Annotated in this window: 23 protein-coding genes; 12 read left to right on the top strand and 11 right to left on the bottom strand. The window is 37.6% G+C overall.

Features of this window, described 5'->3' with window-relative positions:
* Positions 1–19 precede the first annotated feature (19 nt).
* The 10 genes from H4J57_RS16430 (at position 20) to H4J57_RS16385 (ending at position 11,420) form a co-directional block, all read left to right on the top strand.
* Positions 20–2,599 (top strand): RND family transporter, encoded by a 2,580-nt coding sequence (locus H4J57_RS16430; RefSeq protein ID WP_259366881.1) that lies wholly within the window; start codon positions 20–22, stop codon positions 2,597–2,599.
* A gap of 9 nt (positions 2,600–2,608) precedes the next feature.
* Positions 2,609–3,400, top strand: coding sequence for an outer membrane lipoprotein-sorting protein (locus H4J57_RS16425; protein WP_182222752.1), 792 nt, complete (start codon positions 2,609–2,611; stop codon positions 3,398–3,400).
* A 113-nt stretch (positions 3,401–3,513) separates the two neighbouring features.
* Positions 3,514–4,818 (top strand): hypothetical protein, encoded by a 1,305-nt coding sequence (locus tag H4J57_RS16420; protein ID WP_182243629.1) that lies wholly within the window; start codon positions 3,514–3,516, stop codon positions 4,816–4,818.
* A gap of 202 nt (positions 4,819–5,020) precedes the next feature.
* Positions 5,021–5,530 (top strand): hypothetical protein, encoded by a 510-nt coding sequence (locus H4J57_RS16415; protein ID WP_182243628.1) that lies wholly within the window; start codon positions 5,021–5,023, stop codon positions 5,528–5,530.
* Between the two features lie 88 nt (positions 5,531–5,618).
* Positions 5,619–6,248, top strand: coding sequence for a dUTP diphosphatase (locus H4J57_RS16410; RefSeq protein ID WP_182243627.1), 630 nt, complete (start codon positions 5,619–5,621; stop codon positions 6,246–6,248).
* 289 nt (positions 6,249–6,537) lie between these two features.
* A complete protein-coding gene (locus H4J57_RS16405; RefSeq protein WP_182216781.1) occupies positions 6,538–7,212 on the top strand; it encodes a DUF2726 domain-containing protein in 675 nt (224 codons plus the stop codon).
* Positions 7,213–7,787: 575 nt separating this feature from the next.
* A complete protein-coding gene (mtnN, locus tag H4J57_RS16400) occupies positions 7,788–8,498 on the top strand; it encodes a 5'-methylthioadenosine/S-adenosylhomocysteine nucleosidase (RefSeq protein WP_182243626.1) in 711 nt (236 codons plus the stop codon).
* 178 nt (positions 8,499–8,676) lie between these two features.
* The gene (locus tag H4J57_RS16395; protein ID WP_182222749.1) at positions 8,677–9,660 is read left to right on the top strand and encodes a cobalamin biosynthesis protein; all 984 of its coding nucleotides are present in this window, start codon (positions 8,677–8,679) and stop codon (positions 9,658–9,660) included.
* Between the two features lie 5 nt (positions 9,661–9,665).
* The gene (locus H4J57_RS16390) at positions 9,666–10,295 is read left to right on the top strand and encodes a trimeric intracellular cation channel family protein (protein WP_070375615.1); all 630 of its coding nucleotides are present in this window, start codon (positions 9,666–9,668) and stop codon (positions 10,293–10,295) included.
* Between the two features lie 138 nt (positions 10,296–10,433).
* The gene (locus H4J57_RS16385; protein WP_182243625.1) at positions 10,434–11,420 is read left to right on the top strand and encodes a sensor domain-containing diguanylate cyclase; all 987 of its coding nucleotides are present in this window, start codon (positions 10,434–10,436) and stop codon (positions 11,418–11,420) included.
* A 17-nt stretch (positions 11,421–11,437) separates the two neighbouring features.
* Here H4J57_RS16385 and H4J57_RS16380 read toward each other — a convergent pair whose 3' ends face one another.
* The 11 genes from H4J57_RS16380 to tyrS form a co-directional block, all read right to left on the bottom strand.
* Complete coding sequence (locus tag H4J57_RS16380) at positions 11,438–11,761, bottom strand: ribonuclease E inhibitor RraB (protein WP_070375614.1); 324 nt, start codon at positions 11,759–11,761, stop codon at positions 11,438–11,440.
* A 67-nt stretch (positions 11,762–11,828) separates the two neighbouring features.
* Entirely contained in the window at positions 11,829–12,314 is a 486-nt protein-coding gene (locus H4J57_RS16375) for a hypothetical protein (RefSeq protein WP_182216772.1), read from the bottom strand.
* Complete coding sequence (locus tag H4J57_RS16370) at positions 12,307–12,846, bottom strand: DUF4136 domain-containing protein (protein ID WP_182216771.1); 540 nt, start codon at positions 12,844–12,846, stop codon at positions 12,307–12,309. Before H4J57_RS16370 ends, H4J57_RS16375 begins: the two co-directional genes overlap by 8 nt.
* 184 nt (positions 12,847–13,030) lie before the next feature.
* Positions 13,031–13,552: a nitrous oxide reductase accessory protein NosL gene (locus H4J57_RS16365; protein ID WP_182216769.1), complete on the bottom strand. Its 522-nt coding sequence runs from the start codon at positions 13,550–13,552 to the stop codon at positions 13,031–13,033.
* Complete coding sequence (locus H4J57_RS16360; protein ID WP_182243624.1) at positions 13,552–14,370, bottom strand: ABC transporter permease; 819 nt, start codon at positions 14,368–14,370, stop codon at positions 13,552–13,554. The genes H4J57_RS16365 and H4J57_RS16360 overlap by 1 nt, the downstream gene beginning before the upstream one ends.
* Positions 14,370–15,326 (bottom strand): ABC transporter ATP-binding protein, encoded by a 957-nt coding sequence (locus H4J57_RS16355; protein WP_182243623.1) that lies wholly within the window; start codon positions 15,324–15,326, stop codon positions 14,370–14,372. The genes H4J57_RS16360 and H4J57_RS16355 overlap by 1 nt, the downstream gene beginning before the upstream one ends.
* A gap of 12 nt (positions 15,327–15,338) precedes the next feature.
* Positions 15,339–16,712, bottom strand: coding sequence for a nitrous oxide reductase family maturation protein NosD (locus H4J57_RS16350; protein WP_310733729.1), 1,374 nt, complete (start codon positions 16,710–16,712; stop codon positions 15,339–15,341).
* Positions 16,713–16,861: 149 nt separating this feature from the next.
* The gene (gene nosZ, locus H4J57_RS16345; RefSeq protein ID WP_182216762.1) at positions 16,862–18,751 is read right to left on the bottom strand and encodes a TAT-dependent nitrous-oxide reductase; all 1,890 of its coding nucleotides are present in this window, start codon (positions 18,749–18,751) and stop codon (positions 16,862–16,864) included.
* Between the two features lie 71 nt (positions 18,752–18,822).
* Complete coding sequence (gene nosR / locus H4J57_RS16340) at positions 18,823–20,955, bottom strand: transcriptional regulator NosR (protein WP_182243621.1); 2,133 nt, start codon at positions 20,953–20,955, stop codon at positions 18,823–18,825.
* A 456-nt stretch (positions 20,956–21,411) separates the two neighbouring features.
* Positions 21,412–21,678, bottom strand: a complete 267-nt coding sequence (locus H4J57_RS16335) for a hypothetical protein (RefSeq protein WP_070375611.1) — start codon at positions 21,676–21,678, stop codon at positions 21,412–21,414.
* 364 nt (positions 21,679–22,042) lie between these two features.
* Positions 22,043–23,248, bottom strand: a complete 1,206-nt coding sequence (gene tyrS / locus H4J57_RS16330) for a tyrosine--tRNA ligase (protein WP_182243639.1) — start codon at positions 23,246–23,248, stop codon at positions 22,043–22,045.
* Positions 23,249–23,485: 237 nt separating this feature from the next.
* Between tyrS and H4J57_RS16325 the strand changes: the two genes are divergently transcribed.
* Together H4J57_RS16325 and H4J57_RS16320 are read left to right on the top strand one after the other, a co-directional pair.
* A complete protein-coding gene (locus H4J57_RS16325; RefSeq protein ID WP_182243620.1) occupies positions 23,486–24,880 on the top strand; it encodes an OapA family protein in 1,395 nt (464 codons plus the stop codon).
* Positions 24,881–24,914: 34 nt separating this feature from the next.
* Positions 24,915–26,039, top strand: a complete 1,125-nt coding sequence (locus H4J57_RS16320; RefSeq protein ID WP_182243619.1) for an anhydro-N-acetylmuramic acid kinase — start codon at positions 24,915–24,917, stop codon at positions 26,037–26,039.
* Positions 26,040–26,144 lie beyond the last annotated feature (105 nt).

The following is a 26,144-nucleotide window of genomic DNA, read 5'->3' as shown; positions in this document are numbered from 1 at the left end:
TTTCAGTTAAGGATCCCTTTTGAATTACACCAGACTGCTGCAACTCGCTATTGAGAAACCTAAACTTGTTTACACCTTAGTCTTATTAATGGTGGCAATTAGTCTGGCGATGATGCCAAACCTGAAAATAGATACCGACCCTGAAAATATGCTGAGCAGTGATGCGCCAGCACGTGTTTTTCATAACCAAACAAAAGCTGACTTTCAAATGCGCGATATGATAGTCGTTGGAATTGTTAGTAAAAATAGTATTTTTACTCCTAGTGCATTACAGGTTATTGAGCAACTTTCAACAGAAATATTACAAATTGAAGGGGTTATTCAACAAGATTTATTATCCTTGAGTGTTGTTGACAATATTACCCAAGAAAAAAATAACCAAGGTGAAAATAACGGCATACGCTTTGAATATCTAATGAAGCAGGCACCGTCTTCACTCGAAGGCAGCTTAGCCATTCAACAAGCCGTAAAACGCTTACCTATGCTTAACAACACCATAGTTTCTGGAGACAACAAAGCGATAGCGATTTACGTGCCTATTCAAGCCAAAGACATGAGTTATAATATTGCCGAAAAAATTCGTACTATCAGTGGCAATTTTCCCGCAGAGTTGGTGGCTAATGTAGACTTTCATATCACAGGTTTACCTGTCGCTGAAGACCAATTTGGCTATGAGATGTTTGTTCAAATGGGTGTTGCAGCTCCACTTGCTGGTTTAGCTATTTTTGTTTTACTTTGGTACTTTTTTCGCAATTTTCCGTTAATAATTGCACCTATGGTGGTCGCGATGGCTACGGTGATTATAGTCATGGGCTCACTCATCGGTATGGGCTTTACTGTTCATATTATGTCATCAATGATCGCTATATTCTTAATGCCAATAGCAGTGGTTGACTCAGTTCATATTCTCTCTGAATTTGCTGAAAAATATAAAACAGGTGATGATGCCGGCGATGTTGTAAAAGGTGTCATGAAGCATTTATATACACCAATGCTTTATACATCAATCACCTCTGCTATCGGTTTTTATTCGTTAATGCTAACCCCTATTCCGCCGGTAAAAGTCTTTGGTGCTTTTATTGGTACTGGTATTTTATTGGCATTCGCGCTGACAATTATTTACGTCCCTGCTTATATTTCTCGTTTAAAACCTGAAACTTTAGCCAAATTGCATGACGCTATAGTGCGTATGGAGAAAAAAGGCAGATTAGCCAATGTATTAGAACGGTTAGGCAGTTTTGCTACTCAAAAAACCAAGCTTATTCTTATCGGCTTTGTTGCCTTATTTTTAATTAGTATTGAAGGCGTTAGTCGTATTGAAATTAATGATAATCCTGTTAATTGGTTTAAAGCGGATCACGAAATAAGAATTGCTGACAAGGTACTTAATGAACATTTTGCTGGTACTTATGATGCTTGGTTAGTGTTTAACAATAACGAGGGGGACAATAACGGCGAGGTAAAAAAATTCAAAGAAGTTCTGGCAACGTTTACCGCTGATTCAGCTAGCGCTAAAAAAATTCATACCTTTATAAATAACGTTAACTCGGCTAAAAAAGAGTCATTATTCAATCAGCATTTGTTGGTTTTATTAGATGACTTAACGTTTTCTGCCCCTGATAAAGACCAGGTTATTATTGAGCAGTTAGTCAATATTGCTGATAGCGCTTTCAACGACAGCAAAGTATTTCTAGACCCCACGTTATTAAACTGGCAAAGCGACTTTCAACAAGCGTTACTAGCTACAGGTTTAGTTGGTAAAAGTAATGGCTTGGCTGATATCGTTAAAACGGTCAATCGTGAGCTTTTCTCCGGTGAAGATAAAGACTTTACTCTGCCTGAAACAAGCAATGGCGTTGCGCAAACATTATTGCAATATCAGTCATCACATCGTCCACAAGACTTATGGCATTTTGTCACTAAAGATTACCAAAAAAGTCTCTTATGGTTGCAAATGACTAGTGGCGACAATCAACACACTACCAAAGTTGTTAACTGGACAGAGACTTACATTACCAACAATCCAATGCCAAAAAATATTAGTTATCAATGGGCAGGTAAATCTTATTTAAACATTGTTTGGCAAGACGCGATGGTAAATGGGATGATCGACAGTCTATTGTCTTCATTTGTCATCGTTTTCTTGATGATGGTTTTACTGTTTCGGTCTTTCAAGTACGGTATTTTAGCCATGTTGCCGCTAACACTTACTATTTCGATGATCTATGGATTAATTGGCTGGATAGGTAAAGACTATGATATGCCTATCGCGGTGTTGTCGGCGCTCACATTAGGACTATCTATCGATTTTGCCATTCATTTTCTCCAACGTGCACGAGAATTAGAGAAAGAACTGGGCAGCTTAACACAAGCATTAACCGCAATGTTCCAAGAGCCAAGCCGAGCAATTTCACGCAATGCAATAGTTATTGCGGTTGGTTTTACCCCATTATTACTTTCACCATTAATGCCTTATATTACCGTTGGTTTTTTCCTGGCGAGTATTATGGCGCTATCGGCGTTAGTTACTTTAGTGCTATTGCCGGCATTAATGACCCTTTTTGCTGGTAAGCAAAACCTAAAAACTGAACAACTATAGGATATAAAGATGAAATATTTATCAAAACTATTGATACTGGTCTGCTCCCTTTCAAGTTTTGTTGGCCATGCTGGCGATCTAACCGATGCTAATAAAATTATTACTAAGGCAAATTTAGCCTCATATTATTCTGCTGATGATGGAAGTGCCCAAGCACGTATGATTATTGTTGATGCGCAGGGCAATAAGCAGATGCGACAATTTACCATCTTGCGTAAAGACCAAACCGATTTAGGTAACCAAGACATTTTAGTGTTCTTCTCTCGCCCCACCGATGTCCAAGGTACGGTATTTCGTGTAGTTAAAAAAGTCACAAGCGATGACGACCGCTGGTTGTACTTGCCAGCACTAGATTTAGTAAAACGTATTTCAGCCGGTGATAAGCGTACTTCTTTTGTTGGCGCACATTTTTTTTATGAGGATGTTTCAGGCAGAAACCCCGCAGAAGATAACTTTACCCTGTTAAAAACTGATAACAACTTTTATACGATCAAAGCTCAGCCTAAAGATCTAAACAGTGTTGAATTTGATCATTATATTGTCAGTGTTGATAAAAACACTTTTTTACCGATGCAAGTTGACTTTTATGACAGCCAAGGTAAAAAATCACGTTCTCTGCAAGTATTAAAAACTGAAGTTATTGATGGTTTTACCACGGTTATGCATTCAAAAATAACTCAACACTCCGATGGTAGCTATACTGAAATGCAATTTAGAAATGTTAAATATAATGTTGGCTTACCCAATGATATTTTTTCTGAGCGCAGTTTACGTAACCCACCGAAAGAGTGGTTAGATTAATAAGCTAAGGGTGATCGTATGAGCTCATCCTGACCCGTTTTAGCTGCTGAAATTAATTCAGTATCGTGATTATTAGTCTTTATATCGCTTAACAAAAAATGGACAAAATTATCGTGCAAAAATCAGTAAAAAATTTCTTTTTTCTAGTGACCAGCCTCTGTGTCGTTAGCGCAAGTTTTGCCGCTAATGTTCTCGCAAACGAAACAGATAATTGGGGTGATGAGTGGAGCGAAGCAGCAGTTTCACCTTGGAAGTTTTCAGGTTTTGTTGAAGCCGGTTATGGCTATTTATTACAGGATAATATTGTTGAGTCAAACGCATCATTAAGTGAAATCACCACACGCGTTAATCTTGATTACAGTCATGAATCTTTTGAGCTGGTTTCAAAAGCAGAGTTAATTTATGACGATGTATTAAAAGATACTTTTTTGCAAACACGCGAATTAAATATCCGTTTTAGCCCCTCTGATAAAACAGATGTTAAGTTAGGTCGGCAAATTCTGACATGGGGTACCGGTGATTATATTTTCCTTAACGACTTGTTTGCAAAAAACTGGCAATCATTCTTCTCAGGACGTGATGACCAATATCTAAAAGCGCCTTCAGATAGTGCGAAAGGTACTTGGTATATTGGTCACTATTCACTTGATCTCACTTGGACTCCTGAGTTCACCCCTGATGTTTACATCACTGGCGAACGTTTTTCTTTTTATTCACCGCAAGCACAAGCCATAGTTGCACCCGCTGATAATTTTAGGGTAAAAGAAACCAATAAAGCACAATTTTCAGCGCGCCTTGCGACTAACAATAATGGCGTGGAATATGCGCTGTATGGTTATAAAGGTTTTTGGCCAACTCCCGTAGGTATTACAGAAGATAACAGTCAGTCACCACAAGCTTATTTTCCAGAAATGAATGCTTGGGGAGCCAGTGTTCGATTGTCATTAGCCGGCGGATTATTTAATGCTGAATATGCAAGTTATAACAGTATTGAGGATAATAACGGCACTAACCCTTTTATTGCTAATGGTCAAAATAGGTTTTTAGTGGCGTTTGAAAGAGAAGTAATTAAAAACCTGACCGCTAGCGTTCAGTTCTATGTTGAGCAAACCAAACATTATCAGCAATTTATTAGCCATTCTGCTACGCCAGCAACAGAAGTCGATGAAAACCGTCAATTATTAACCGTTCGCTTAACCTACAGAACATTGCAGCAAAAATTAATTTATAGCGTTTTTAACTTTTATTCTCCCACAGACAAGGATGGTTATCTTAAACCTTCAATTACTTATCGCTATAGCGATAAGTGGTTATTCTCGGCTGGGGCGAATTTATTTTGGGGTGAAGAAAAGTATACTTTTTTTGGTCAACATCAACAAAACAGCAATGCTTGGCTTAGAGTAAAAGCCCACTTTTAAATGACGCCAGCACTAAAGGCTCAATGTCTACAGAATTAATCTGACAATAACTTACAGTTTTTCAGCATATCCTAACAATTAGATCACTGAAACTTACCCGTAATAAGATGAGAATGGCTGTAAATATTCTGCTGAGCTTATTATGAACAAAATTATTATCGTCATCTGTTTTAACATTTTGTTTTCTTTGAATAGTTACGCAATGAAATCTAATGATTATATTATTTCTATTAAGCATGCAACTAACGACAGTGACTATTACTCAAGTGTTGGCGTAGAGGTAATTCATCGTAAACTTAATAGTTATTTAGGTTTCTCGGTTAATAGCTCAATAGGCTATGCAAGGGTTACCGATACCTTTGATTACCAACATGGTTTTATTGCATGGGAAGGCGGTATAAAAATAGGTTATTTTTCTAACTTTAGTCTTTATGCTGAATTTGGCGTTGATCTGCTTGAGCTTGCCTTTAATGATCGAAGTGACGATGACTATTCACATAGAAATAAGGGCTATAGTACAGATTTCGAAAATGATAACTTTGACCATCATTACAATGACAACGATTCAGATGGCTATATAGGGATTGGTAGTTCGATGATGATTGAGCAAATAAAAGTTACAGCATTTGTTCGTTTTCGTGAAATAAGTGGTTATAACTGGCAAGCAAAAAACTATGCCTTTAGCGGTATTGAGTTAGCGGTAGTTTTTTAATTAAATTACCATCGTTTGTTTGCTTGTTTCTTTCTTTTCTCTACGGCAAAATAGTCCCCATAGATATTTACAAATAATAGAGAAAAAAATGAGCGCAAATTCAGCAGCACAAAATCAAATAAAACAAATGCTAACCATGCAAGACGCGATGAATACTCGTGTTAGTGATACCTGGCAAGAAAATGGTTATGAGTGGTATCGCGCCATTTGGGTTGAGTGTGCTGAAATGTTAGACCATCACGGATGGAAATGGTGGAAACATCAAGAAATAGATATTGCGCAAGTGCAACTGGAGTTGGTTGATATTTTTCATTTTGGATTAAGCTTACGTTTAATGACAGGCGAAACCGTTACAAGTATTACTGACACCTTAGCAACAGAACTCACTGAAAGCTCAGGCGAAAAAGATTTTAAAATTGCCCTTGAAAACCTAGCGTCAGCCGCCGTTACTAACAAAAGTTTTGATGCGATTGCCTTAGCTGATTGTATGCGTTTGATGAATATGGACCTAGATGAATTATTTCGTCAATATGTTGGCAAAAACACCTTGAATTTTTTCCGTCAAGACCACGGTTATAAAGAAGGGACATATATCAAAGTTTGGCATGGCGAAGAAGACAATGAAGTATTAGCTAATTTAGTTAATACCTTAGATGCCAGTGCAAGTGATTTTCAGCAACAACTTTATGCAGCACTTGAGACAAAATACCCAGCATAATTATTCGCTCAAAACCTAATAAAGACTCTAGATAAATAATAACTAGAGTCTTTTATCCCCCCCCCTTTTTCCCATGCTCAAACAGTCTTTTAGCTTAAAGTATATAGAATAAATTCTACTTTCCGAACGGTCATTAAAACAACTCTTTTATATTAAGATCTGTCGCATAAATTCCACCTAGCCAAGGGTTATTAAAAGAATCTAGCAAAATTATGATCTGTGGCACAAATTCTGCTTATTCAACAGTTATTAAGAAGACCGTCAAGAATTTGAACCGCCGGAGCAGTGTATGGAATTAATTCTCTTTGCCATGATCAGCCTAATTGTTATTGTCGCTTTGTTAGCTAGCCGCTTAAACGACAATAGTTTTCCTTTTCCATTTGATAAAAAGCAAAGTCTTTTTACGCCAGCAGAGAAGAATTTTCAGAATTTGCTCGAACAAGCCCTTGGTGGTAAATACCGTATTATTAATCGAGTAAAACTTGCTGATATTGTCACTATTCGTCATGGTGTGTCGAACAGAGCAAGCCAAACAGCATCAGCGAATGCCGAAAGTAAATACTTAGACTTTGCTATTTGTGATCGTGAGAGTATGAAGCTATGTGGCGTTATTGATTTAGTTGATACCCAAGGTAAAGGCTATAAAATCAAAAAAGACTGGTTTGTCAGCGGCGCATTAGAAGCATCTTCAATTCCTCATATTCGTATTAAAGTGAAAACTAATTATACCGTTGACGAGATCCGCGCTTGTATTTACAGTCGACTTTTAGGAAACAGACCACCAGAGCCAAAAATTAAAGGAAAAATTATTCCTGCTCCCATGCTAAAACCTCGACCCAATAGAAATAGAGAAGAAGTTGGCGCTTTGTCTCCTATTGCCGCTCGTGCGCAATTAGGCTCATCAACAGGCAATGCTATGTCGCAACGTATCCCTGCACCGCAAGTAGCCGCATTACCTCATTAAACTCTACAATAAAATCAACTCATTATTAAAATAAAAAGTCAGCGATTTAACTCGCTGACTTTTTTGTTTTCCCTTAGATATAATTAACGTGCTTGGCAGTTTTAATGCCATAAAGGCTAAGAGTGGCGATGTGTTGTTTCCGTATAATCTTATGCCTATTCAACTCATACATAGAAAGACAGGATGTCTGAGAAAGGCCATCCTGAACATATACGCTCTTTGCCATCTCGGTAACTGCTCCTGCGTTACTCTACTTCCTACATCCATGCAGTCACAGCACCGCGTTATACCGTTGACGTGCAGGGATGCACTAATGCCTAGAAAGACAGGATGTCTGAGAAAGGTCATCCTGAACATATACGCTCTTTGCCATCTCGGTAACTGCTCCTGCGTTACTCTACTTCCTACATCCATGCAGTCACAGCACCGCGCTATACCGTTGACGTGCAGGGATGCACTAATGCCTAGAAAGACAGGATGTCTGAGAAAGGCCATCCTGAACATAAATATACGACATCTGGGAATCTTCACGTTATAATTGTTTTATTAGATGTTATCAACGAATTGGAAATAAAATGAAAGCAGGAATAATTGGCGCAATGGAGCCAGAAGTTGCTATTTTAAAAGCAAAATTAACTCATGCAGTAACAACCGAACATGCAGGTTATACCTTTTATCAAGGGCAACTCAACGGCAGTAATGTCGTTATTGTACAATCGGGTATTGGTAAAGTGGCTGCTGCCTTAGCAACCGCGATTTTAATTGATAAGTTCCAGCCTGACTATATTGTTAATACTGGCTCTGCTGGTGGTTTTGAACAATCACTAAAAGTAGGCGATATTGTCATTAGTTCAGAAGTTCGCTATCACGATGTCGATGTCACCGCTTTTGGCTATGAGATTGGTCAGTTACCAGGTAATCCAGCTGCTTATATTCCTCACCCGACACTCGTTAAAGCCGCACAGGGAGGTGTTGCTGAGTTGGAAAATATCCAGACCTTACTGGGTTTAATCACTACCGGCGATACCTTTATGACTGCTGATGATGATATTGCTAAAGCCCGCGCTAACTTTCCGACTATGGCCGCGGTTGAAATGGAAGGAGCCGCAATTGCTCATACCTGTCATCAATTTAAGGTGCCTTTTGTGGTTATTCGTTCTATGTCTGATATAGCAGGTAAAGAGTCTCCTACCTCCTTTGAAGCTTATTTAGAAACAGCTTCGGTGAATTCATCTCAGTTAGTTGAAAATATGCTCGACGCATTGCAAGGTAAAAAGTTAACTTAAGCCCTAAGTTTAATCGATACCAACTCCACTAATTTTGTGAGCTTGTTCGCGCAAGGAGAATATATCAAGGCAAGGCTGACGATTTTCTAATCACTGGCTATAGGCGTTGAGTGCGCAGCAGGTTTGGAGTATTTTAACCCGCACAAGTGAGCAATAATTTAATGGAATGGCTATAAATATGACTGCTAATAATCTAACAAACTTAATTGATATCAGCCCTTTCGCCTATTCAGTTGTCATGCTTTACGGTGTTATTTTGATTAAGCTTTTTACTGGCTATTTAGCGAGTCATCAACCCTTAAGGTTTTTTCGAATTTTTTGCGATCAGCTCGCCAAAAAAGTCAATAAAAGTAAGAATACTGACCGTCAGCGTTTTATTTCTGGCTTAATTGCTATTGCCGTTAGCCTTACGCCTATAGTCATTATTCTTTGGTTATTTGAAGCTTTTGTTGAGGCCACCTGGCTTTGGCAGGGATTTTTACTTTATCTTGCCTTAGGCTGTTTACAACTAGGAAAAACAAGTAAAGAGATTGCTAAGTTAATTGTCGCCAACAAAAATTTCGAGGCTAAACAGTTATTAAACCCCTGGCTGTTGCGAAATACCGAACAGCTTTCCTCTTTAGGCTTAGCAAAGAGCTGTATTGAAATGTTATTGCTTCGAGCGGTGCAAAATCTATTCACTATTAGCTTGGTATTTTTACTTTTTGGTCCGCTTACTGCTTTAGTTTGTCGATTGCTTATTGAGATGCATTACAGCTGGAATAACAAACAAAATAGTTTTCAACCTTTTGGCGACAGTGTTGCTTTTATTGTCAACATTATACAATGGCTACCTAGCCGTATTTTTTCATTAATCCTGCTGTTTGGTTGTATTGGCAAAAATTTCGTTTTATTTTTTCGGTTAAATCGCCGCTACTTTTTTCAATTAAATAATAGCTATGTGCTCAATTTATTTGCCTTGTCATTAGAGGTTAAACTTGGTGGTGTGGCTATGTATCAAAATATAAAATTACGTAAAACAAGTTACAACGATCACGGAAGGCAGCCTCAAGCTACTGATATTATTCATGCCAGCAAACGTATTAGCCAAGTGTTCTATTTTTGTTTTCTATTTTTAACACTACTGACATTATTTATTTACTCGTTCAATATCAATAGGTAAAAAACATGTATGAACTTCTTTACTGGTTAGATTTATTTGGTATTGTTGTCTTTGCCTTATCGGGTGCATTAATGGCGGGGCGGTATAAGCTCGACCCTTTTGGTGTTGTCGTATTAGCCGCAGTGACAGCGATTGGCGGCGGTACCATCCGCGATATTACTTTAGATACGCCAGTATTTTGGGTTGCCAATCCCATTTATCTTTATGTTATTTTATTGACTGCAGTGTTAACAATTATCATTATTCGCCGTCCTAAGCGTATTCCAAAGCGCTTTTTACTGATTGCTGATGCATTTGGTTTAGCATTATTTGCTGTTTTAGGTACTGAGAAATCATTAAGTTTAGGCGCTCCTGTATTTGTTGCTGTTGTAATGGGCACCATTACCGGTGTTGCTGGAGGAATGATCCGTGATGTTATATGTAATGTTATTCCAATGATCTTACAAAAAGAAATTTATGCTACTGCTGCGATCTTAGGCGGCTCTTTGTATGCGTTATTTCGATACTTAGCTTGGCCAGAAAATATCGCCATCATTTCTGCAATTCTTGGCGCATTAACGCTGAGACTAGCCGCTATTTATTGGCGAGTTTCACTGCCAGCGTTTCATATTGTTGAAAAAGAAGAAAGTAAATAATGCCAGCTCAGTGCTTTACAGATGTCGATAAGTTGTTTGTTTCTGTTAGATAATTAAGAGATACTAAAGACTAATTTTTAATCACTTTATGATTTCATTAAGCGACTAAGCCATTAATAATACTCATCGAACTATTTTATGACTGATAAAGATAAAATCATTGAAAAACTATCCAACAAAATAGTCATGTTAACTCAAGAAAATGAGCTTATTAAAGATGAACATAAAAAATTAACTGAGTACTTATCTGCGGCTCTAGATAGAACTGGTTTATTTATCTGGGAGCAACATATACCTAGTGGGCAGTTAAAAATATTAGATCAAGCGTTTGGTAGCATGTGCGGTTTTGAAACCAATGAAATTGAATCAACAGTATCCTCTTGGAAAAACAACTTACATCCAGATGATAAAGAAAAAGTTATCGCTGCATTTGAAGAACATTTAGCGGGAATAACCCCCTACTTTCATATGACTTACCTTATGAAGCACAAGGACGGAGGTGATGTATGGGTATCTGATCGCGGTAGGGTTATTGAATTTGATGATGATAATAATCCTTTACGTATGACAGGAACACATACTGATATTACCCAAGAAAAACTTTATGAATTAGAGTTAGCTCAATATGCTAATTTAGATCCGCTCACTAATTTATTAAACAGAAAAGCCCTTCAACATAATTTTGAAGTCTACACTAACACCAGTAAATATTGTGGTGGTGCCTTATTTTTTATTGACTTAGACGATTTTAAATCAATAAATGATATTTACGGACATAAAGTGGGCGATAAATTACTGCTGCATGTTACCAGTAACTTTGATGCCTTAGCACCAACAGACGCCTTAATTGCCCGATTCGGAGGCGATGAATTCGCGATTATTTGTAAAACAACCGATAGACTAGCCCTTGAATTATTAGCCCAGTCGATATTAACAATATTAGCTAAACCCACTAAAATTGAAGGGATAAAAATATCAATTAATTTAAGTATCGGGATATGCGTTTTTGAAAAAAATAATGAAAGCTTTGCCAATATCTATGAGAGAGCTGACAAAGCGATGTATTCGGTGAAACGAAAAGGCAAAAATCATTATGCCTTTTGGGACGAAGACAAAGAAAGTTAAACGTCGAGTTCCTCTGTTTAAGCCTCCATTCCCCAGCCATCGTTATAGCCATTATACTTTGCAGCAAGTTGTTCAAGTTGTGCTTCTTGCGCGACAATCGCATCGTAGCAAGGTAGCATTTTTACAGTACAATCTAAATCCCAAACATTAGGTGTTTCATCAGGATGAATGACTAATTCCATTTCAGGTGCATGTTCTGCTAAATAATCAGCCATTGCTTGGGCTTGTTCTTTTTTTTCGAACAATTGAAAAAACACGACGGGATGAATAATAGACAAATCAATACCAGCATCTTGCATTTCAGCCAAAATTTGGCCTGTTTCATCATTTGGAAAGGTCATAAAAGTTATTATCTGGGTAAAAAGTACTTCATTATAAACCGCTATTTTCTTCAACTCCACAGGAGAGTTAATTATTAATGTTTGAGTAGCTGCATAAATTATTCTGACAACTCAATTGACTCTTTGCGGGGTAGCGAGGACACCTTGCCACTGAACTCGACTCACCTGCTGTTTTCGCTAATAAAGAGGCGCCAATGGTATTAATAGCAAAGGCACATGTTAACTCTCCAAAGGTAATGTTAACTAACACACATTGTTTTTTTGATGAGCAGGTTAAATTTTCTAGCAATATTTTTTGTTTGACCGAGACAAAGGTTTTACTTGTTAATGTATTCGTCTTGGCAGCAACGTTAACAAGAGAGGTTTCAATAACCGTGTTAAGCTTGTGTTTATTTCTTTTTTCTTTGCTTTTTTGAGCAGCCCTTTCCTGATCAAGCTGATGTTTTAAATGCGTTGTTGCTATTTCATGTTCTTTTAATAAATACCCCAAGCCTAATAAAATAGTAATAAAAATCACTACGGCTATCAGTGTTATCGTTAACCATTTAAGCATTGTTAGCTTTACTTGCATCACGAGAATGAGGATATTTATCTATCATCGCATCAATAGCCCGGTAAATTTTCAATTGAGCCTCTCTACTATTATCGGTTTTAGCATTAATTTTCAAAGGGTAAACACTTCGCCAAACTGAACGTTTTTTTTCAGGGTCGAGTACATCAATAATTAAACTTCCCGGTTTAGTTTGCCACTGTTTTTTGTCCGCTTGCGCTTCACCGCCACGCAAACAAAGAGAACAATAAAGCACCCCTTTATTGTAGGTTAATAATTCCTTAGTGTTTTCATTAACAAGATGATAAGTAATCACAATATCAGCATCATCTAGCGTATTATAAATAAAACCATTCTTATCTAATACTTGCTCTATGGCTAATTCAATACTGTTACGCGTGGTATAACTAATATTTTGAAACTGGCCAAAGTCAGAGTTACGCTTATAAAAAGCGTAGCTGCTTACCTTTGAAAAATTAAAGTTAGTTTGATATTTTGAAATGGCCGGTTGGTATAATGTACAACCTGAGAGCATTAGTGCTGAAAAGCATAGCAAGGTTATTAAAAAAATAAGCTGAAAAGATATTGGCTGGCTATTTTTAATCAAGAATAAAAGGCATAGATAATGAAAAGGATAACTTTAGCCTACCCTGCTGAAAAAAAATTACAACTATTTGCGCAAGTAATAAAATAACAGCAGAGCGTTTTGTGTAAATAGCTTACATCAACACAGATAAATCAACTTGGGTAAAATTAATGACCTTACCACCAAATTCAGCTGCAAAGGTTTGCGCATCTTTTTGTTTACTAAAACTTGCCAGCGTTTTACCCATCGCACCTGTTTTAATTGAGCCAGCAACAAACCATGCGTTGCGGGCATCAATAAAGTATTGGTCATTTGGTGTTTTCCACGGTGATTTACTCATATCGTGTACTAATATGGTGGTAACATTTCGCTTATTCTCAGGGTCTAAGTAAAAGCTAAACATATCGCGAGTCGAGCAAAACTTTTTCACACTATCGCCTTCCGCTTTAGTAAGACCCTTTCTAAATAATTCCCCTTTAGGACCACTAAAGTTTGAAATTAACATACCACACAAATGACATTCATCGGCTGTTTCTATCGCCACGGCTTCATGTAACGATTGGGCGACCTCGTCATTTTTAGAACACGCAGACAGCAGTGCTGCCAACAATAGGGTTATCAATAAAAGGGGTAAGCTAGGCTTTAAAATATTCATTAGAGTGTTTTTTTCCTAAAAATAAAAATGGCAATAATGATAGGTACCATGACCCATGCCAGTAAAATGCTAAATAATTGCCCTTGTGACAGACTCGATTTTATTGCAATCGCTAAAGCGCCATTAACGTCACCACTATCAAGGCCGGCAAGATTTACTAATCTAAATATATCGGCTGGATTTAGCATCATTAATTGGGTAAGTCCCTGCTGGCTAATACCTTGTTCCACACTGACCAATAACGCCAGCAACGCTAAATCAAAAACTAACGCAAAGAAAAACCAAGTAATTAAAGCAAAACCCGCTGCTTTTGATTTTTCACTTACCGATAAACTGATCAAATAAGCGATGGCGGTAAAACTTAAACCTAATAAAACAGCACTCCCAATAAAGGTAGCAAAAACATTAAAAACGGCACTGTCGTTTAGTTGATAATATAAGATTAGCGCCGACGAGCCAAAGCCCAAAAGGGTTGCAAGTGCAATAATACCGCCTTGTCCTAAAAACTTACCTAATAACAGTTGGCTTTTACTTAAGGGATAAGTCAACAATAATAACAAGGTACCGCTTTCTTGTTCACCCACAAAACTGTCGTAACTGAGCAGTAATGCAATGAGTGGAATAAGAAATACCGCTAAACTGGCCAGACTCGCTATCGTTGTTGATAAAGAGGTTACGCCTACTGTCCCTGACGCTGCAGCACCAAAATAGGTCAAACCAATAGACAAAATAGCAAAAATAACAGTAATTGACACTAGCCAACGGTTACGTAAACCATCATGAAATTCTTTGTTGGCAACGGCTAATATTTGTTTCATTAGCGGGGCTCCTTAGCGGTATTTTTATTATCGACATGGTCAGCTAAATGGCGTGATAAATAAAATTGATAAACTTGCTCTAAATTGGCCGAATCAACTCTGACATCTTTAATCGCTTGATAACTCAGTAACTGACGCAAGGTCGCTAATTTATCTTGCTCAGGTACCGTCAGTAAATCACCATGATTTTTATCTAATAAAAATTTAGCCAATTTAGGATCGCCTTGAAGCGAACCATTTAAACCTTCAACTTTGATGGTGACGGGCAAGGCGGCGGCTTGGCGTAACTCTTCTAAAGAGCCCATAGCAAGCACTTTGCCGGAAGATAATATCATCGCTCGGTCAATATGTTGTTCAACACCGGGTAAAACGTGTGAACATAAAATAACACTGGTTCCTTGGCTTTTTAGATCATCAACCGTTTTATAAAAATCAGCAGTTGCCATAGGATCTAAGCCAACAGTGGGTTCATCAAGCAACAACAGAGCTGGATTGCCGATAAAAGCCTGTGCTAACCCTAAACGTTGCCTCATTCCTTTTGAATACGTTTTAACTTGCCGCTTCATGGCATGAGCAACCCCAACTTGCTCGAGTAAAGCCATTGCATGTTTTTTGTCAAAGCCCTTAAGTTTAGCAAAATAACTAAGCACTTCTAAACCGGTTAATTGCTCATAAAAACTAACATTTTCAGGTAAATAACCAATTTTAGCGCGCATGTGCCAAGCTTCTTTAGAATCTGGTGCCATCCCCATCACTTTAACATTGCCATGACTTGGCGTAATAACGCCAAGAATAAGCTTCATCATGGTGGTTTTACCCGCACCATTATGACCAAAAAGTCCTAAGACTTCTCCCTGTGAAAGTTGCATATCAACAGAGTCTAGTGCTGTTAATTTGGGATATTTTTTACCCACGTTAGTTAGTTTAACCAGAGGTGTTTTGTCTGTAGTGTTCATCAATTTATATCCTTAATGCTCTGCACGTTGCACAACAGAAGATTGATTATCTGCCGTGTCAGTTTTTAGTGCCTCTGCATTAATCTTTTGTACCCTTGAGAAATTTTCATCAGTATTTCGGTGATGTGGTGAGGACATCAACGGAAAACTGTCTTTCACACCGGGTGGTTTTAGTACTGGAAATTGACGTTGCACCCATCGCAGAATAATAATCGCGGGGCTGTCCATTAGCATTTTCATTTCTGGGTATTGCCAAACTAATTTGTCGATACCATCGTTTGGTTCAAACATAACATCGCCAATGTTATCGTTATTCATATCCCAACCGAGGTAATTACTCCAGTAATTACCTTTACCCGCTAAGCTCCACTCTTGCTTTTTATTGGAAACGTACTTAACTTGTGTCGGGTTATTAATAAAACTGTTACCGTAAATTTTAATATTTTCTGAACCAGCCGTTAAATGAATGCCTATTTCAGCGCCTTCGACAAGATTGTTTTTTAAAGTGTTATAACCTGAATTATAAACAAAGAGCCCTTTACCATCACGGCCTAATACTTTATTTTCAGGCTTTGTCCAAACACGTTTAACAATATTATTGCTGATAGTTGACTGTGTTATATAATTAAATAAAAAACCATAATCTTCACTGTCTATCGTTGTATTCCCGCTGATAATTAATCGCCTAGAGCTCATTAGCGCATAGCCAGCTCGCGTGTTATAAGCAAAATTATTAATTACCGAATTGTCGTATGAATACATATAATGAATGCCATAGCGTAAGTCGTGCAGAGTATTATTTTCTAAAATATTCTCTTGACTAGAAATAATATAAAGCCCATCACGGGTGTTAAATATTTCATTTCCTCGGACTTCAGCATGTTTCACGATAGAAAGCTGAATACCGTTACCTCTATCGGCTGAGCGTAAGCTCAAATTACCTTCAACAGTATTATTAAGGACTTTTATGTGTTCGCTTTTTTGTAACCAAATACCAAAGCCATCACCTTTAAGCTTGTTGTTTTTAATCACTATATGGCTGGATTTTTTTTCAGAATAAATAGCAGAATGTTGCTCAGTAAGGTTACTTCCCCAATTAACTATGGTGAGATTTTTTATGGTGATGTTAGAGTTTTTCAGTAGCAAAGCATGACCATCACCTTGCGCATCAATAATCACTTTGCCTAAATCATCACGCTGGGCTGAAAGTGTAATCGAATGTTCAATAATGAAGTTGCCTAAATAACGACCGGGAGTAAGAATAACAACATCACCATCAACGGCTTTATCAAGCTGTTGTTGTAAATTATCTTGTGGCGTCAGCTTAATATTTTCAGCGCAAAGCGGCTTAATAAAAAGACAAAACACACTAATAAATATAAACACTGATTTGCATTTTACCAAGAGAAAACCACCAAAAATCAATAATATTTGTAAGTAAAAAAAGCATATCACCTTTTAATGATATGCCCTTGATCTGGATTAACTTCGTTAAACGTTAAGTCTATTAAAACTAAAATGTACTTAACTTAATACTAAGCTTCAACCAACATACGACCGCGCATTTCCATGTGTAATGCATGACAGAACCAATTACAGTAATACCAATAAACACCGGGTTTATTCGCCATAAAAGTAATAGAAGCAGTTGCTTGTGGACCAATTTCCATTTGCGCGCCGTGATCAGTCATACAAAAACCGTGGGTTACATCTTCGACTTGGTCGAGGTTAGTGACGATAACAGTCACTTCATCACCTAACTTCACTTTAAATTCAGTCATACCGTAAGTTGGCGCGATTGAGGTCATGTAAACGCGTACTTTTTTACCATCACGAATAATTTTGTTTTCAGAGTACACATCTACGCCATCACGTTTTGCTATAGCAATTGTTTCTGCAAACATTGGATCCGTACGAGGCCACAATTTTAATGGTTTCATTTTAGTGCGGTGTACCATCATACAATCATGTGGTTCAGCAAATGCAGGTCCATCATGAACAATTTTCATTTCGTCACCTGAAATGTCAATTAATTGATCGTTTTCTGGACGTAAAGGACCAACAGGTAAAAATCTGTCTTTAGAAAACTTACATAAAGAGACTAACCATTTACCATCAGCATCACGTGTTTCTCCCATTGTTGTATGGTTGTGACCGGGTTGATAATGAACATCTAGTTTTTGACGAATATAGTTCACTTTCTTACCATTGTGGGCATCAATAGCGTCTTGAACATTCCACTTAGCAATTTGGCTATCAAGAAATAATGTTGTGTACGCATTACCTTTGTTATCAAATGCGGTATGAAGTGGGCCTAAACCTAATTCTGGTTCCGCAATAATCGTATCACGTGGTTTAATTTCATCAGCGAATAATGCATCTAATTTTTTAATTGAGATGATTGAAACGGTCGGTGATAATTTACCGTTAGCGATGAAATACTCACCATTAGGTGACGTGTTCAAACCATGTGGTGATTTAGGAACCGGAATATAACGCGTTAATTGAGAGCCTTTACGACCATCTAAAACAGGTACATTGTTGCCATTATAAGTTTTGAATTTACCTGCCTTAACTGCAGCTTCACAACGCGCTAGACTAAATACAACAACATGATCGCGTTCAGATGTGATCATTTCACCCAAGCTCATCCCCATTTCTGAGTTGTAACATGTAGATGCAAAATATTTTCCATCATAATCAGCGTCGGTGTTATCTAAGTTACCATCAACGATGACTTGGAAAGCCATTTCCATCGTTTCCGCATCAATCACGTTATATATTGAACGATAAGTACTTACATCTTCTAAAGAGGCTTTACCATCATTGACAATTGGCACCTCAAACTCGCCATTACATACTATGTATTTTGTATAGGGTACTTTTTGTACACGTAAACCGTGAATTGCTTGTGTATTAGGAACGGTAAGCATTTTATCCGTTTTCATCACATCACATCGAATGCGTGCTACACGTGTATTTGATTTATCGTTAATGAAAACATATTTACCGTTATAACGACCGTCAGTCATACTCATATGAGGGTGATGCGTATCGCCAACCATAATATTGGCACTATCGCCTTTAATACGTTTAGACTCGTTTGTTAAGCCCCAACCAGTCGCACTATCAATGTTAAAGACAGGAATACGCATTAACTCACGCATTGATGGAATACCCATAATACGTACTTCACCAGATTGACCACCTGACCAAAAACCATAATACTCATCTAAATCACCAGGATGAACAAACGGATCACTGCCGGCATCTTTAGCACGAGCTTGTGCCATTGATGAAAACATAGCTGCCGTCATTGGAGCAGCAACAACACCAGCACCTAATATCGCTGTTTTACCAAAAAACTTACGTCTACCTTCGTTCTCTAACTCTACGTTATTAGAGCTTTTATCGTCATTACTCATTACTTTTCTCCATTATGGTTAATTTTTTTAATATTGATTCCAACACTTGCTTGTATACTTTTATTTACTTGCTAACCGACATTTACTGCTTCTATTTCTGTTTCTTTATACTTTGCTTTTTTGCGTGCTAATTTTTTCAATGGTGGACATTTCTCATCGTTAAAGTAAGTGACTTGGCAGTCGAGACAATAGTGACACTCGCGCATATTGATCACGCCATTAGGGTCTATCGCTTGAATTTCACACTCTTTAGCACAGGTTTTACAAGGCTGACCACATTCAGGGCGACGACGTAACCAGCTAAATAAACGAATACTATTACTGGTTGATAATGCAGCGCCTAATGGGCACAAATAACGACAAAAGAATTTGCGATTAAAGATATTGATAATCAAGAGTACTGATGCATATAAAACAAATGGCCATTCTCGATCAAACTTTAATAAGAACGTTGTTTTAAAAGGTTCAACTTCAGCGAAATGTTCAGCCAGTGATAATGATTCCATCGACAAACCAAAAAGTGCTAATAGAATCAGATATTTAATGGCCCATAATCTTTCATGCACGGCCCAAGGTAATTCAAATTGTGGTATTTTTATGTAGCGAGCAAAGATATTCATCAACTCTTGTAAAGCGCCAAATGGGCACAACCAGCCACAATAAACCGCCCGGCCCCATAAAATCATGGTAACGGCTGCCGCTCCCCATAAAATAAATATAATCGGGTCGAGTAAGAATAAATCCCACGAAAAATCAGACATTAAGGCTTGTAAGAAAGTAAATACATTGACCACAGACAACTGGCCACCCCATGACCAACCAATAAAGACGACAGTAATAATCAAAAACAAATGACGGAAGTTGTGCATAAAAGTTGGGTGGCGTACCAATATATCTTGAAAAAACAAACTCATGACAACGACAGCAAGTAAAATAATCAAGATAATGACTTCAGCTTCTTTCTCTTGCCAAACTTCTTGAATCAAGGTTAACTCTGGCTCAGGATAAATAAGAGCTGGACGGTCAACATACTTATCTAATGTGTGATAATCGCCTTTAAAAGAGGTAAATAAGCTATCGACTGCGCCTAATTGGCGGCGAACAAGTAACTCCACCTGCCAATCAACACCGGGGTTAAACTGGTGCTCGGCACGGACAATAAATAATGACATTTCTTTAAATCTAGGTGCGCCAGCAATATAAAGATCAGTAACACGGTTATGATCTAAATCACGAAAGGCAAAGGCTTCGTTATTTTGTAGTATTTGAATACGATCAAAAATACCGCCACGCACATAACCCGACCCTTTATAAGAATAGCCATTTCCCAGCATAATAATGGCATGTTCACCCTCTTTAAGGCTTGCCATTAACCATTGATATTCACTATCTCCTAATAAGTTACGACCCACCGTTGGGATATCAGCCTGAGCAAAGTAAATTTCAGCAAACAGCTGTTGTTTCTGCTCTGCACTTGCTTCATCAACATGCTCAACTCTAGTCCCCGCAAACGCTTCATCAACTATTTTTCTATTTAAGGCTAATTTTCGAATGGAGCCGTCACCAAGGAGTCCTTGCCAATCAAGCTTTTGATAGACATCTGGGTATATTCTGGACATAGGTTGAATAATGTCTTGGCTAGCTTTAATAATACCTAAAGAACGAGCGACTTTTGTTGCCGCTTTAGTAATTGCTACATTCATCACCATGACAGTAACAGTTGCACCAGAAAGCCCATCGATATGAATAACGCCTTCCTTGTTATTGCCACCGACCTTTAATCTGTCACTTACGTTTAAACCATTATATTGATCAGCAAATTCATACAGTTTACTTTCAGGGATGCCAGCAAGAATAATAGGTTCATGATGCTCTAGAACTTTAGCTCCCAAATAAACACCTGCTGGGCTAATGGCGACTAACATATTGACTGGCTCACCAGAATAAGCTGGCATTTTAGCTAAGTCGTTTGTTTCAAAAGCATAGCCAATAATGTCTTTGTCTTTATATATGGTCCAAATTAACGGTTCACCTTGCTTATCTGATATTGATGTTGCTTCTGGGAATATTTCATGGATAAGTGGAATAGGGTCTTTAGGCGGGCTAACAAACAAAGCTTGTACAGGCATTACTACAGATAAAAATATCGAAAGCATTAATAGCAAACGGTTAATTTTAGATGTCTTTACTCTATTCTTAGCCATGACTTAACATTCTTTTATTTAATTTTAATTCAGTAAACCTAAAGGTACTACTGCGACAATATGTCGCATATAGTACGCTCACGGTTAAACAGTGATCTGATGTAGATCAATAAACAAAAGAAAAATAACCCTCCAAAATATAGGGTTAAAGCAACATTAGTATCAGGAAAGGTAACAACTAGCGTCGTAAAATATCTGCAGTGGCTGTAGAGTGATAACGGTGGTGTTTCAATTTAGGTAATCGATAATCGAGGTTAGTTTAGGGGCAGAACTCTACTGGCAGCGGATAATAATGACGATGGTGGTTATGGTATCAATGGCAGCAATGGTGCCATTACTCGCAATACCGGCAATACCGGCAATACTAGCAATACTAGCAATACTAGCAATGCAGAATAGAAGTTAGTTTAGAAGCAGAACTCTACTGGCAGCAGATAAAGTCGACAACTAGTATCACTATCGTATATTGATATCTGGTGTAGTATTAATGTCGCCATCTTCGCTTATAGTTGCTGGTGTACCATTTTTTAAGACAAGAACAGCAGTACTGCCACTCGATGTAAACCGAGTGAAGCGGAGTTCATAGCCATATTTAGTTAAACTTAGTGCAGCAAAACGTTGAGCTAACGTTAATTTTTTCCAATTATTATCAGATTCAAACTCACTGTCATCAAAATATTGTCGCCGTTCGATTAAATTATTTCTCTCGGGTTTATTTTCCATAGTGCGGCTCAATACTGTATTTAATATTTGGTTCAACAAAATAACAACTCGACAACTTTAATGAGTGGGATTTATCGGTTAACAACCTTAACTCGACACTTAAATTAAGCACAAATTATTCCAAGATTAAAATGTTGTTATTTAACAAAGAACTGGAGATAAAGCATTCTGTACTTACGACTAGATTTAGCGTTAGTGTAAAAAAAATTGACGAATAATTATTAAGCAATTATGCTGGATTTTATTACTGAGATAATAAATAAAAGTCATTATGATTTTAGCGTAAAACACCTGACTCTTTAATGCACTGATAAAAAAGCCAGTAATAAATACTGGCTTATACATAGGTTATAAATATGTGAGGTTATTTTACTGTTACTTTAGCAAATTTACGTTTGCCAACTTGGTAAATAGCCGTAGTCCCCGAAGCAATACGTAACTTGCTGTCGGTAATTTTTTCACCTTCAATTTTAGCCGCCCCTTGCTTAATCATTCGCATGGCATCTGAAGTACTCGCTACTAAGCCCGCTTCTTTTAGTAGGTTAGCAATAGCGATGTCTCCACTGTCATCGGCTATCTGAACTAATTTATCCTCAATTTCATCAGGCATTGCGCCTTTTTGAAAACGATTAATAAATTCTTGATGTGCCGCATCAGCCGCTTCATCATCATGAAAACGAGCAATTAACTCTTTGGCTAAATCGATTTTTACATCGCGAGGATTCATTCCTTCAGCAATTTTTGTTTTATAGCCAGCAATTTCTTCCATTGGCTTAAAACTCAACAGTTCATAATAGCGCCACATCAATACATCAGAAATAGACATTATTTTACCAAACATTTCTGTTGGGCTATCCGTTATACCAATATAGTTATTAAGCGACTTAGACATTTTCTGTACACCGTCTAACCCCTCTAAAAGAGGCATCATTAAGACGGTTTGCGGTCGTTGCCCCTCTGATTTTTGTAATTCGCGCCCCATTAACAAATTAAATTTCTGATCAGTGCCACCTAGCTCAACATCAGCCTCTAAGGCTACAGAATCCCAGCCCTGAACGAGAGGATACATAAACTCATGAATGGCAATAGATTGACCGCTGGTGTAACGTTTTTTGAAATCATCACGTTCCATCATACGGGCAACCGTCTGACGAGATGCCAGTTTTAACATACCAGCAGCGCCTAACTTATCCATCCAGGTAGAGTTAAAAGCAACCGTTGTTTTAGCTGGGTCTAGAATTTTAAAAACTTGTTCTTTATAAGTTTCAGCATTTGCCAGCACGTCTTCTCTTGTTAACGCTTTACGCGTAACATTTTTACCGGTTGGATCACCTATCATGCCAGTGAAGTCGCCAATTAAGAAAATAACTTCATGGCCAAGTTGTTGAAACTGACGCAACTTATTAATTAATACCGTATGACCTAGATGTAAGTCTGGTGCTGTAGGGTCAAACCCTGCTTTAATTTTTAGTGGCTTTCCCGTTTTTAATTTTTCTAGTAATTCACTCTCTAGCAAAATTTCTTCTGCACCACGCTTAATTTCAGCAAACGCTTGGCTGACATCAGTCATCGACTTAGCTCCAAAAAATATAATCATAATTTATTGCTCGATTCTACTGCAATAATGCCTTGGGTGAAAAGCCTTAAGTTAATATTTAGGGCAATTGTTCTATTTTTTAATTATTGCAGCTTGTTTTTCAAGGAAGAAGTGCCGCTGAGTCCCCGAGATCACTCACCTTTACGGTAATTAAATTTTACTCAAGGCTATTTTTTGATATAGTAAACGATAGCTATCGTATTAAGACACATGAAATTAGGTTGTAGTCTGTTGAAAAACATAAAAAAATTCTATTTACAGTTACCAAAACCGCATAGGGTAATTATTAGCTCATTCAGCATAATTGTGTTGTTGTTACTCCTTATTCCTTCGGAAAAGGCAACAGCCAGTCGTCAATTGACAGATACGTCACTAGAAATAGGTAAACGTTACGCATTAGCTTTACCTGAAGTTGAAGTTGAAGATATCTCCTTAGCCACGCCTGCTAGCAATATCGAATCATCAATAAATAAAGAAAATATAACGGCACCTATTAACAGTGAAGAAGAGATACTAACCTGGAAAAAAGCAAAAGTACGCAGTGGTGACTCTCTTGCCAAAGTATTTAAACGCCTTGGCTATAGCGCGAGAACAACATACGACGTGAGCTCAGCAAAAGGTGACTACAGTAAATTATTGAAAAAAATTAATGTTGGTGATGTCTTTCATATAGGCCAAAACGCAGCAGGAGAGCTAGCAGTACTGACCTACCCTTTATCAAAAACAGAAACCTTATATGTAAAACTAATTGATGATGGCAGTTACCAATCAAGTAAAGAAACCAAAACGGTAGAAATTCGAGAAACTATTGCCCACGGTGTTATAAAAAGTAATTTTTGGAATGCTGGTATTGAATCAGGTTTAAACGATGCACAAATAATTAACCTTGCTAATATTTTTGGTTGGGATATCGATTTTGCCTTAGATATTCGTGAAGGGGATAGTTTTCATGTTGTTTTTGAAAATCGATATGTCGATGGCGATCATATAGGTACAGGTAAGATTCTTGCCGCTGAATTTATTAATAAAGATGATCCTTTTCAAGCCATTCGCTTTACAGACGGCGAATATTATTCTCCTGATGGCAGAAGTATGCGCAAAGCTTTTTTACGTGCGCCGGTAAACTTTAGGTATATTAGTTCAAATTTCAAACCAAAGCGCTTTCATCCTATTCAAAAGCGCTGGAAAGCTCATCGTGGTACTGATTACCGTGCAAATAAAGGTACACCTGTTGTAGCTGCAGGTAATGGGAAAGTGACCCATTCAACCTATAACAAATATAATGGTAATTACGTATTTATTCAGCATGGTAATGGCATTGAGACTAAATATTTACACTTTTCAAAACGAAATGTTAAAAAAGGGCAACGGGTAAAGCAAGGTGACGTTATTGGTTATGTCGGCTCAACTGGCATGTCAGAAGCATCACATTTACATTATGAATTTTTACTTAATGGCGTACACCGTAATCCAAGAACGGTAAAGTTACCTGATGCTAAACCCATTAATAAGAAATATGCTGCTGAGTTTTCTGTATTATCAAGCCAACGCTTAATGGAACTTTCAGGCTCTAGACAAGCTTTGTTGGCGATGCAGACGCATTAACCCTCTTTAGCCCAATAATAATTAGCGAGTATAAATGACAAAAGCTACGTTTTATATTGGGTTAATGTCTGGCACTAGTGCCGATGGCATTGACTTAGCCCTTGTTGACTTTACTAGTGGAAGTGCCGAACTAGTTGCTAGTTATTATCAAGCATATGACAATGTCACTCGACAAAAAATCACTGAGCTTTATCTACCCAATCATAACGAAATAGACAGAGCCTTTTCACTTGATATTACTCTTGCCCATCAATTTAGTGAGGCAATAAGTACACTATTAGACAAAGAAAACTTAGTAGCTGCTGATATTATTGCTATTGGTAATCACGGTCAAACCATTCGACATCGCCCAACTCAAAGCTCTGCTATTGAAGCGCCTTTTACTTTACAAATAGGCTGCAATCAAACGTTAGCGGTATTAACCGGCATTAGAGTTATTGGTGACTTTAGAACAAAAGATATTGCCTTAGGTGGACAAGGTGCTCCTTTAGTCCCTGCATTTCACCAATTTTTATTACCTGCCACTGAAAAAGAAACCTTTTTAGTGAATATAGGTGGCATAGCTAATATCACTTTTTTGCCTAAAAAAAACTCGTCAAAAACTGTATTAGGCTTTGATACCGGCCCAGGGAACGCTCTTTTAGATGCATGGTGCTTTGAACACTCAGGAAAGAGATTTGACAATAATGGCGACTGGGGAAGCTCTGGAACGATTAACCAAACACTATTAATACAGTTATTAACTGATGACTACTTTTTGTTATCAGCACCCAAAAGTACTGGCCGTGAATATTTTACCTTGCAATGGTTAGCGCCCTTTCTCACCCCATTACAAATAAGCGCTGTCGACGTACAAGCAACCCTCACCGCCTTAACTGCTTGTTCTATAGCCGCCGACATTAAAAAAACATCAAATTCAGCAGATGTATATTTATGCGGAGGAGGAATCGATAATAATTTTTGTTATAAGCTTATAAAGCAAGAGCTTAAAAACTTTAATGTTCATAAGATACATTCACTAAAGCTGAATAATAACGCACTTGAAGCAATGGCATTTGCTTGGCTCGCATTCGCTTATGACAAAAAAATCTATGGAAATATCCCAGCAGTAACAGGGGCTAGAAAGTCAACAGTACTTGGCTGTGAGTTTTTTGCCTAATTCACTCTAGACCTAAGTAACTTTATCTTTATAATAAAATATTACCTGTTTAAGTAAACATACTCATTTAGCAGATTAATTGAACTAAATAATCTATTGTAAATC

The sequence above is a fragment of the Colwellia sp. BRX8-7 genome (assembly GCF_014077275.1).
Classification (GTDB): Bacteria; Pseudomonadota; Gammaproteobacteria; order Enterobacterales; family Alteromonadaceae; genus Colwellia_A.
The sequence above is the reverse complement of the archived record's forward strand: the minus strand, read 5'-3'. Positions and strand labels throughout refer to the sequence as shown.

Coding starts and splice junctions, on each gene's coding strand:
- H4J57_RS16370 (WP_182216771.1), bottom strand. CDS start 12,846: ATGCTCTCAGGTTGTACATTATACCAACCGGCCATTTCAAAATATCAA.
- H4J57_RS16320 (WP_182243619.1), top strand. CDS start 24,915: ATGACAAAAGCTACGTTTTATATTGGGTTAATGTCTGGCACTAGTGCC.
- nosR (WP_182243621.1), bottom strand. CDS start 20,955: ATGGCTAAGAATAGAGTAAAGACATCTAAAATTAACCGTTTGCTATTA.
- H4J57_RS16415 (WP_182243628.1), top strand. CDS start 5,021: ATGAAATCTAATGATTATATTATTTCTATTAAGCATGCAACTAACGAC.
- nosZ (WP_182216762.1), bottom strand. CDS start 18,751: ATGAGTAATGACGATAAAAGCTCTAATAACGTAGAGTTAGAGAACGAA.
- H4J57_RS16385 (WP_182243625.1), top strand. CDS start 10,434: ATGACTGATAAAGATAAAATCATTGAAAAACTATCCAACAAAATAGTC.
- tyrS (WP_182243639.1), bottom strand. CDS start 23,248: ATGACTGATGTCAGCCAAGCGTTTGCTGAAATTAAGCGTGGTGCAGAA.
- mtnN (WP_182243626.1), top strand. CDS start 7,788: ATGAAAGCAGGAATAATTGGCGCAATGGAGCCAGAAGTTGCTATTTTA.
- H4J57_RS16365 (WP_182216769.1), bottom strand. CDS start 13,552: ATGAATATTTTAAAGCCTAGCTTACCCCTTTTATTGATAACCCTATTG.
- H4J57_RS16425 (WP_182222752.1), top strand. CDS start 2,609: ATGAAATATTTATCAAAACTATTGATACTGGTCTGCTCCCTTTCAAGT.
- H4J57_RS16375 (WP_182216772.1), bottom strand. CDS start 12,314: ATGCTTAAATGGTTAACGATAACACTGATAGCCGTAGTGATTTTTATT.
- H4J57_RS16405 (WP_182216781.1), top strand. CDS start 6,538: ATGGAATTAATTCTCTTTGCCATGATCAGCCTAATTGTTATTGTCGCT.
- H4J57_RS16360 (WP_182243624.1), bottom strand. CDS start 14,370: ATGAAACAAATATTAGCCGTTGCCAACAAAGAATTTCATGATGGTTTA.
- H4J57_RS16390 (WP_070375615.1), top strand. CDS start 9,666: ATGTATGAACTTCTTTACTGGTTAGATTTATTTGGTATTGTTGTCTTT.
- H4J57_RS16395 (WP_182222749.1), top strand. CDS start 8,677: ATGACTGCTAATAATCTAACAAACTTAATTGATATCAGCCCTTTCGCC.
- H4J57_RS16335 (WP_070375611.1), bottom strand. CDS start 21,678: ATGGAAAATAAACCCGAGAGAAATAATTTAATCGAACGGCGACAATAT.
- H4J57_RS16380 (WP_070375614.1), bottom strand. CDS start 11,761: ATGACCTTTCCAAATGATGAAACAGGCCAAATTTTGGCTGAAATGCAA.
- H4J57_RS16410 (WP_182243627.1), top strand. CDS start 5,619: ATGAGCGCAAATTCAGCAGCACAAAATCAAATAAAACAAATGCTAACC.
- H4J57_RS16325 (WP_182243620.1), top strand. CDS start 23,486: ATGAAATTAGGTTGTAGTCTGTTGAAAAACATAAAAAAATTCTATTTA.
- H4J57_RS16355 (WP_182243623.1), bottom strand. CDS start 15,326: ATGAACACTACAGACAAAACACCTCTGGTTAAACTAACTAACGTGGGT.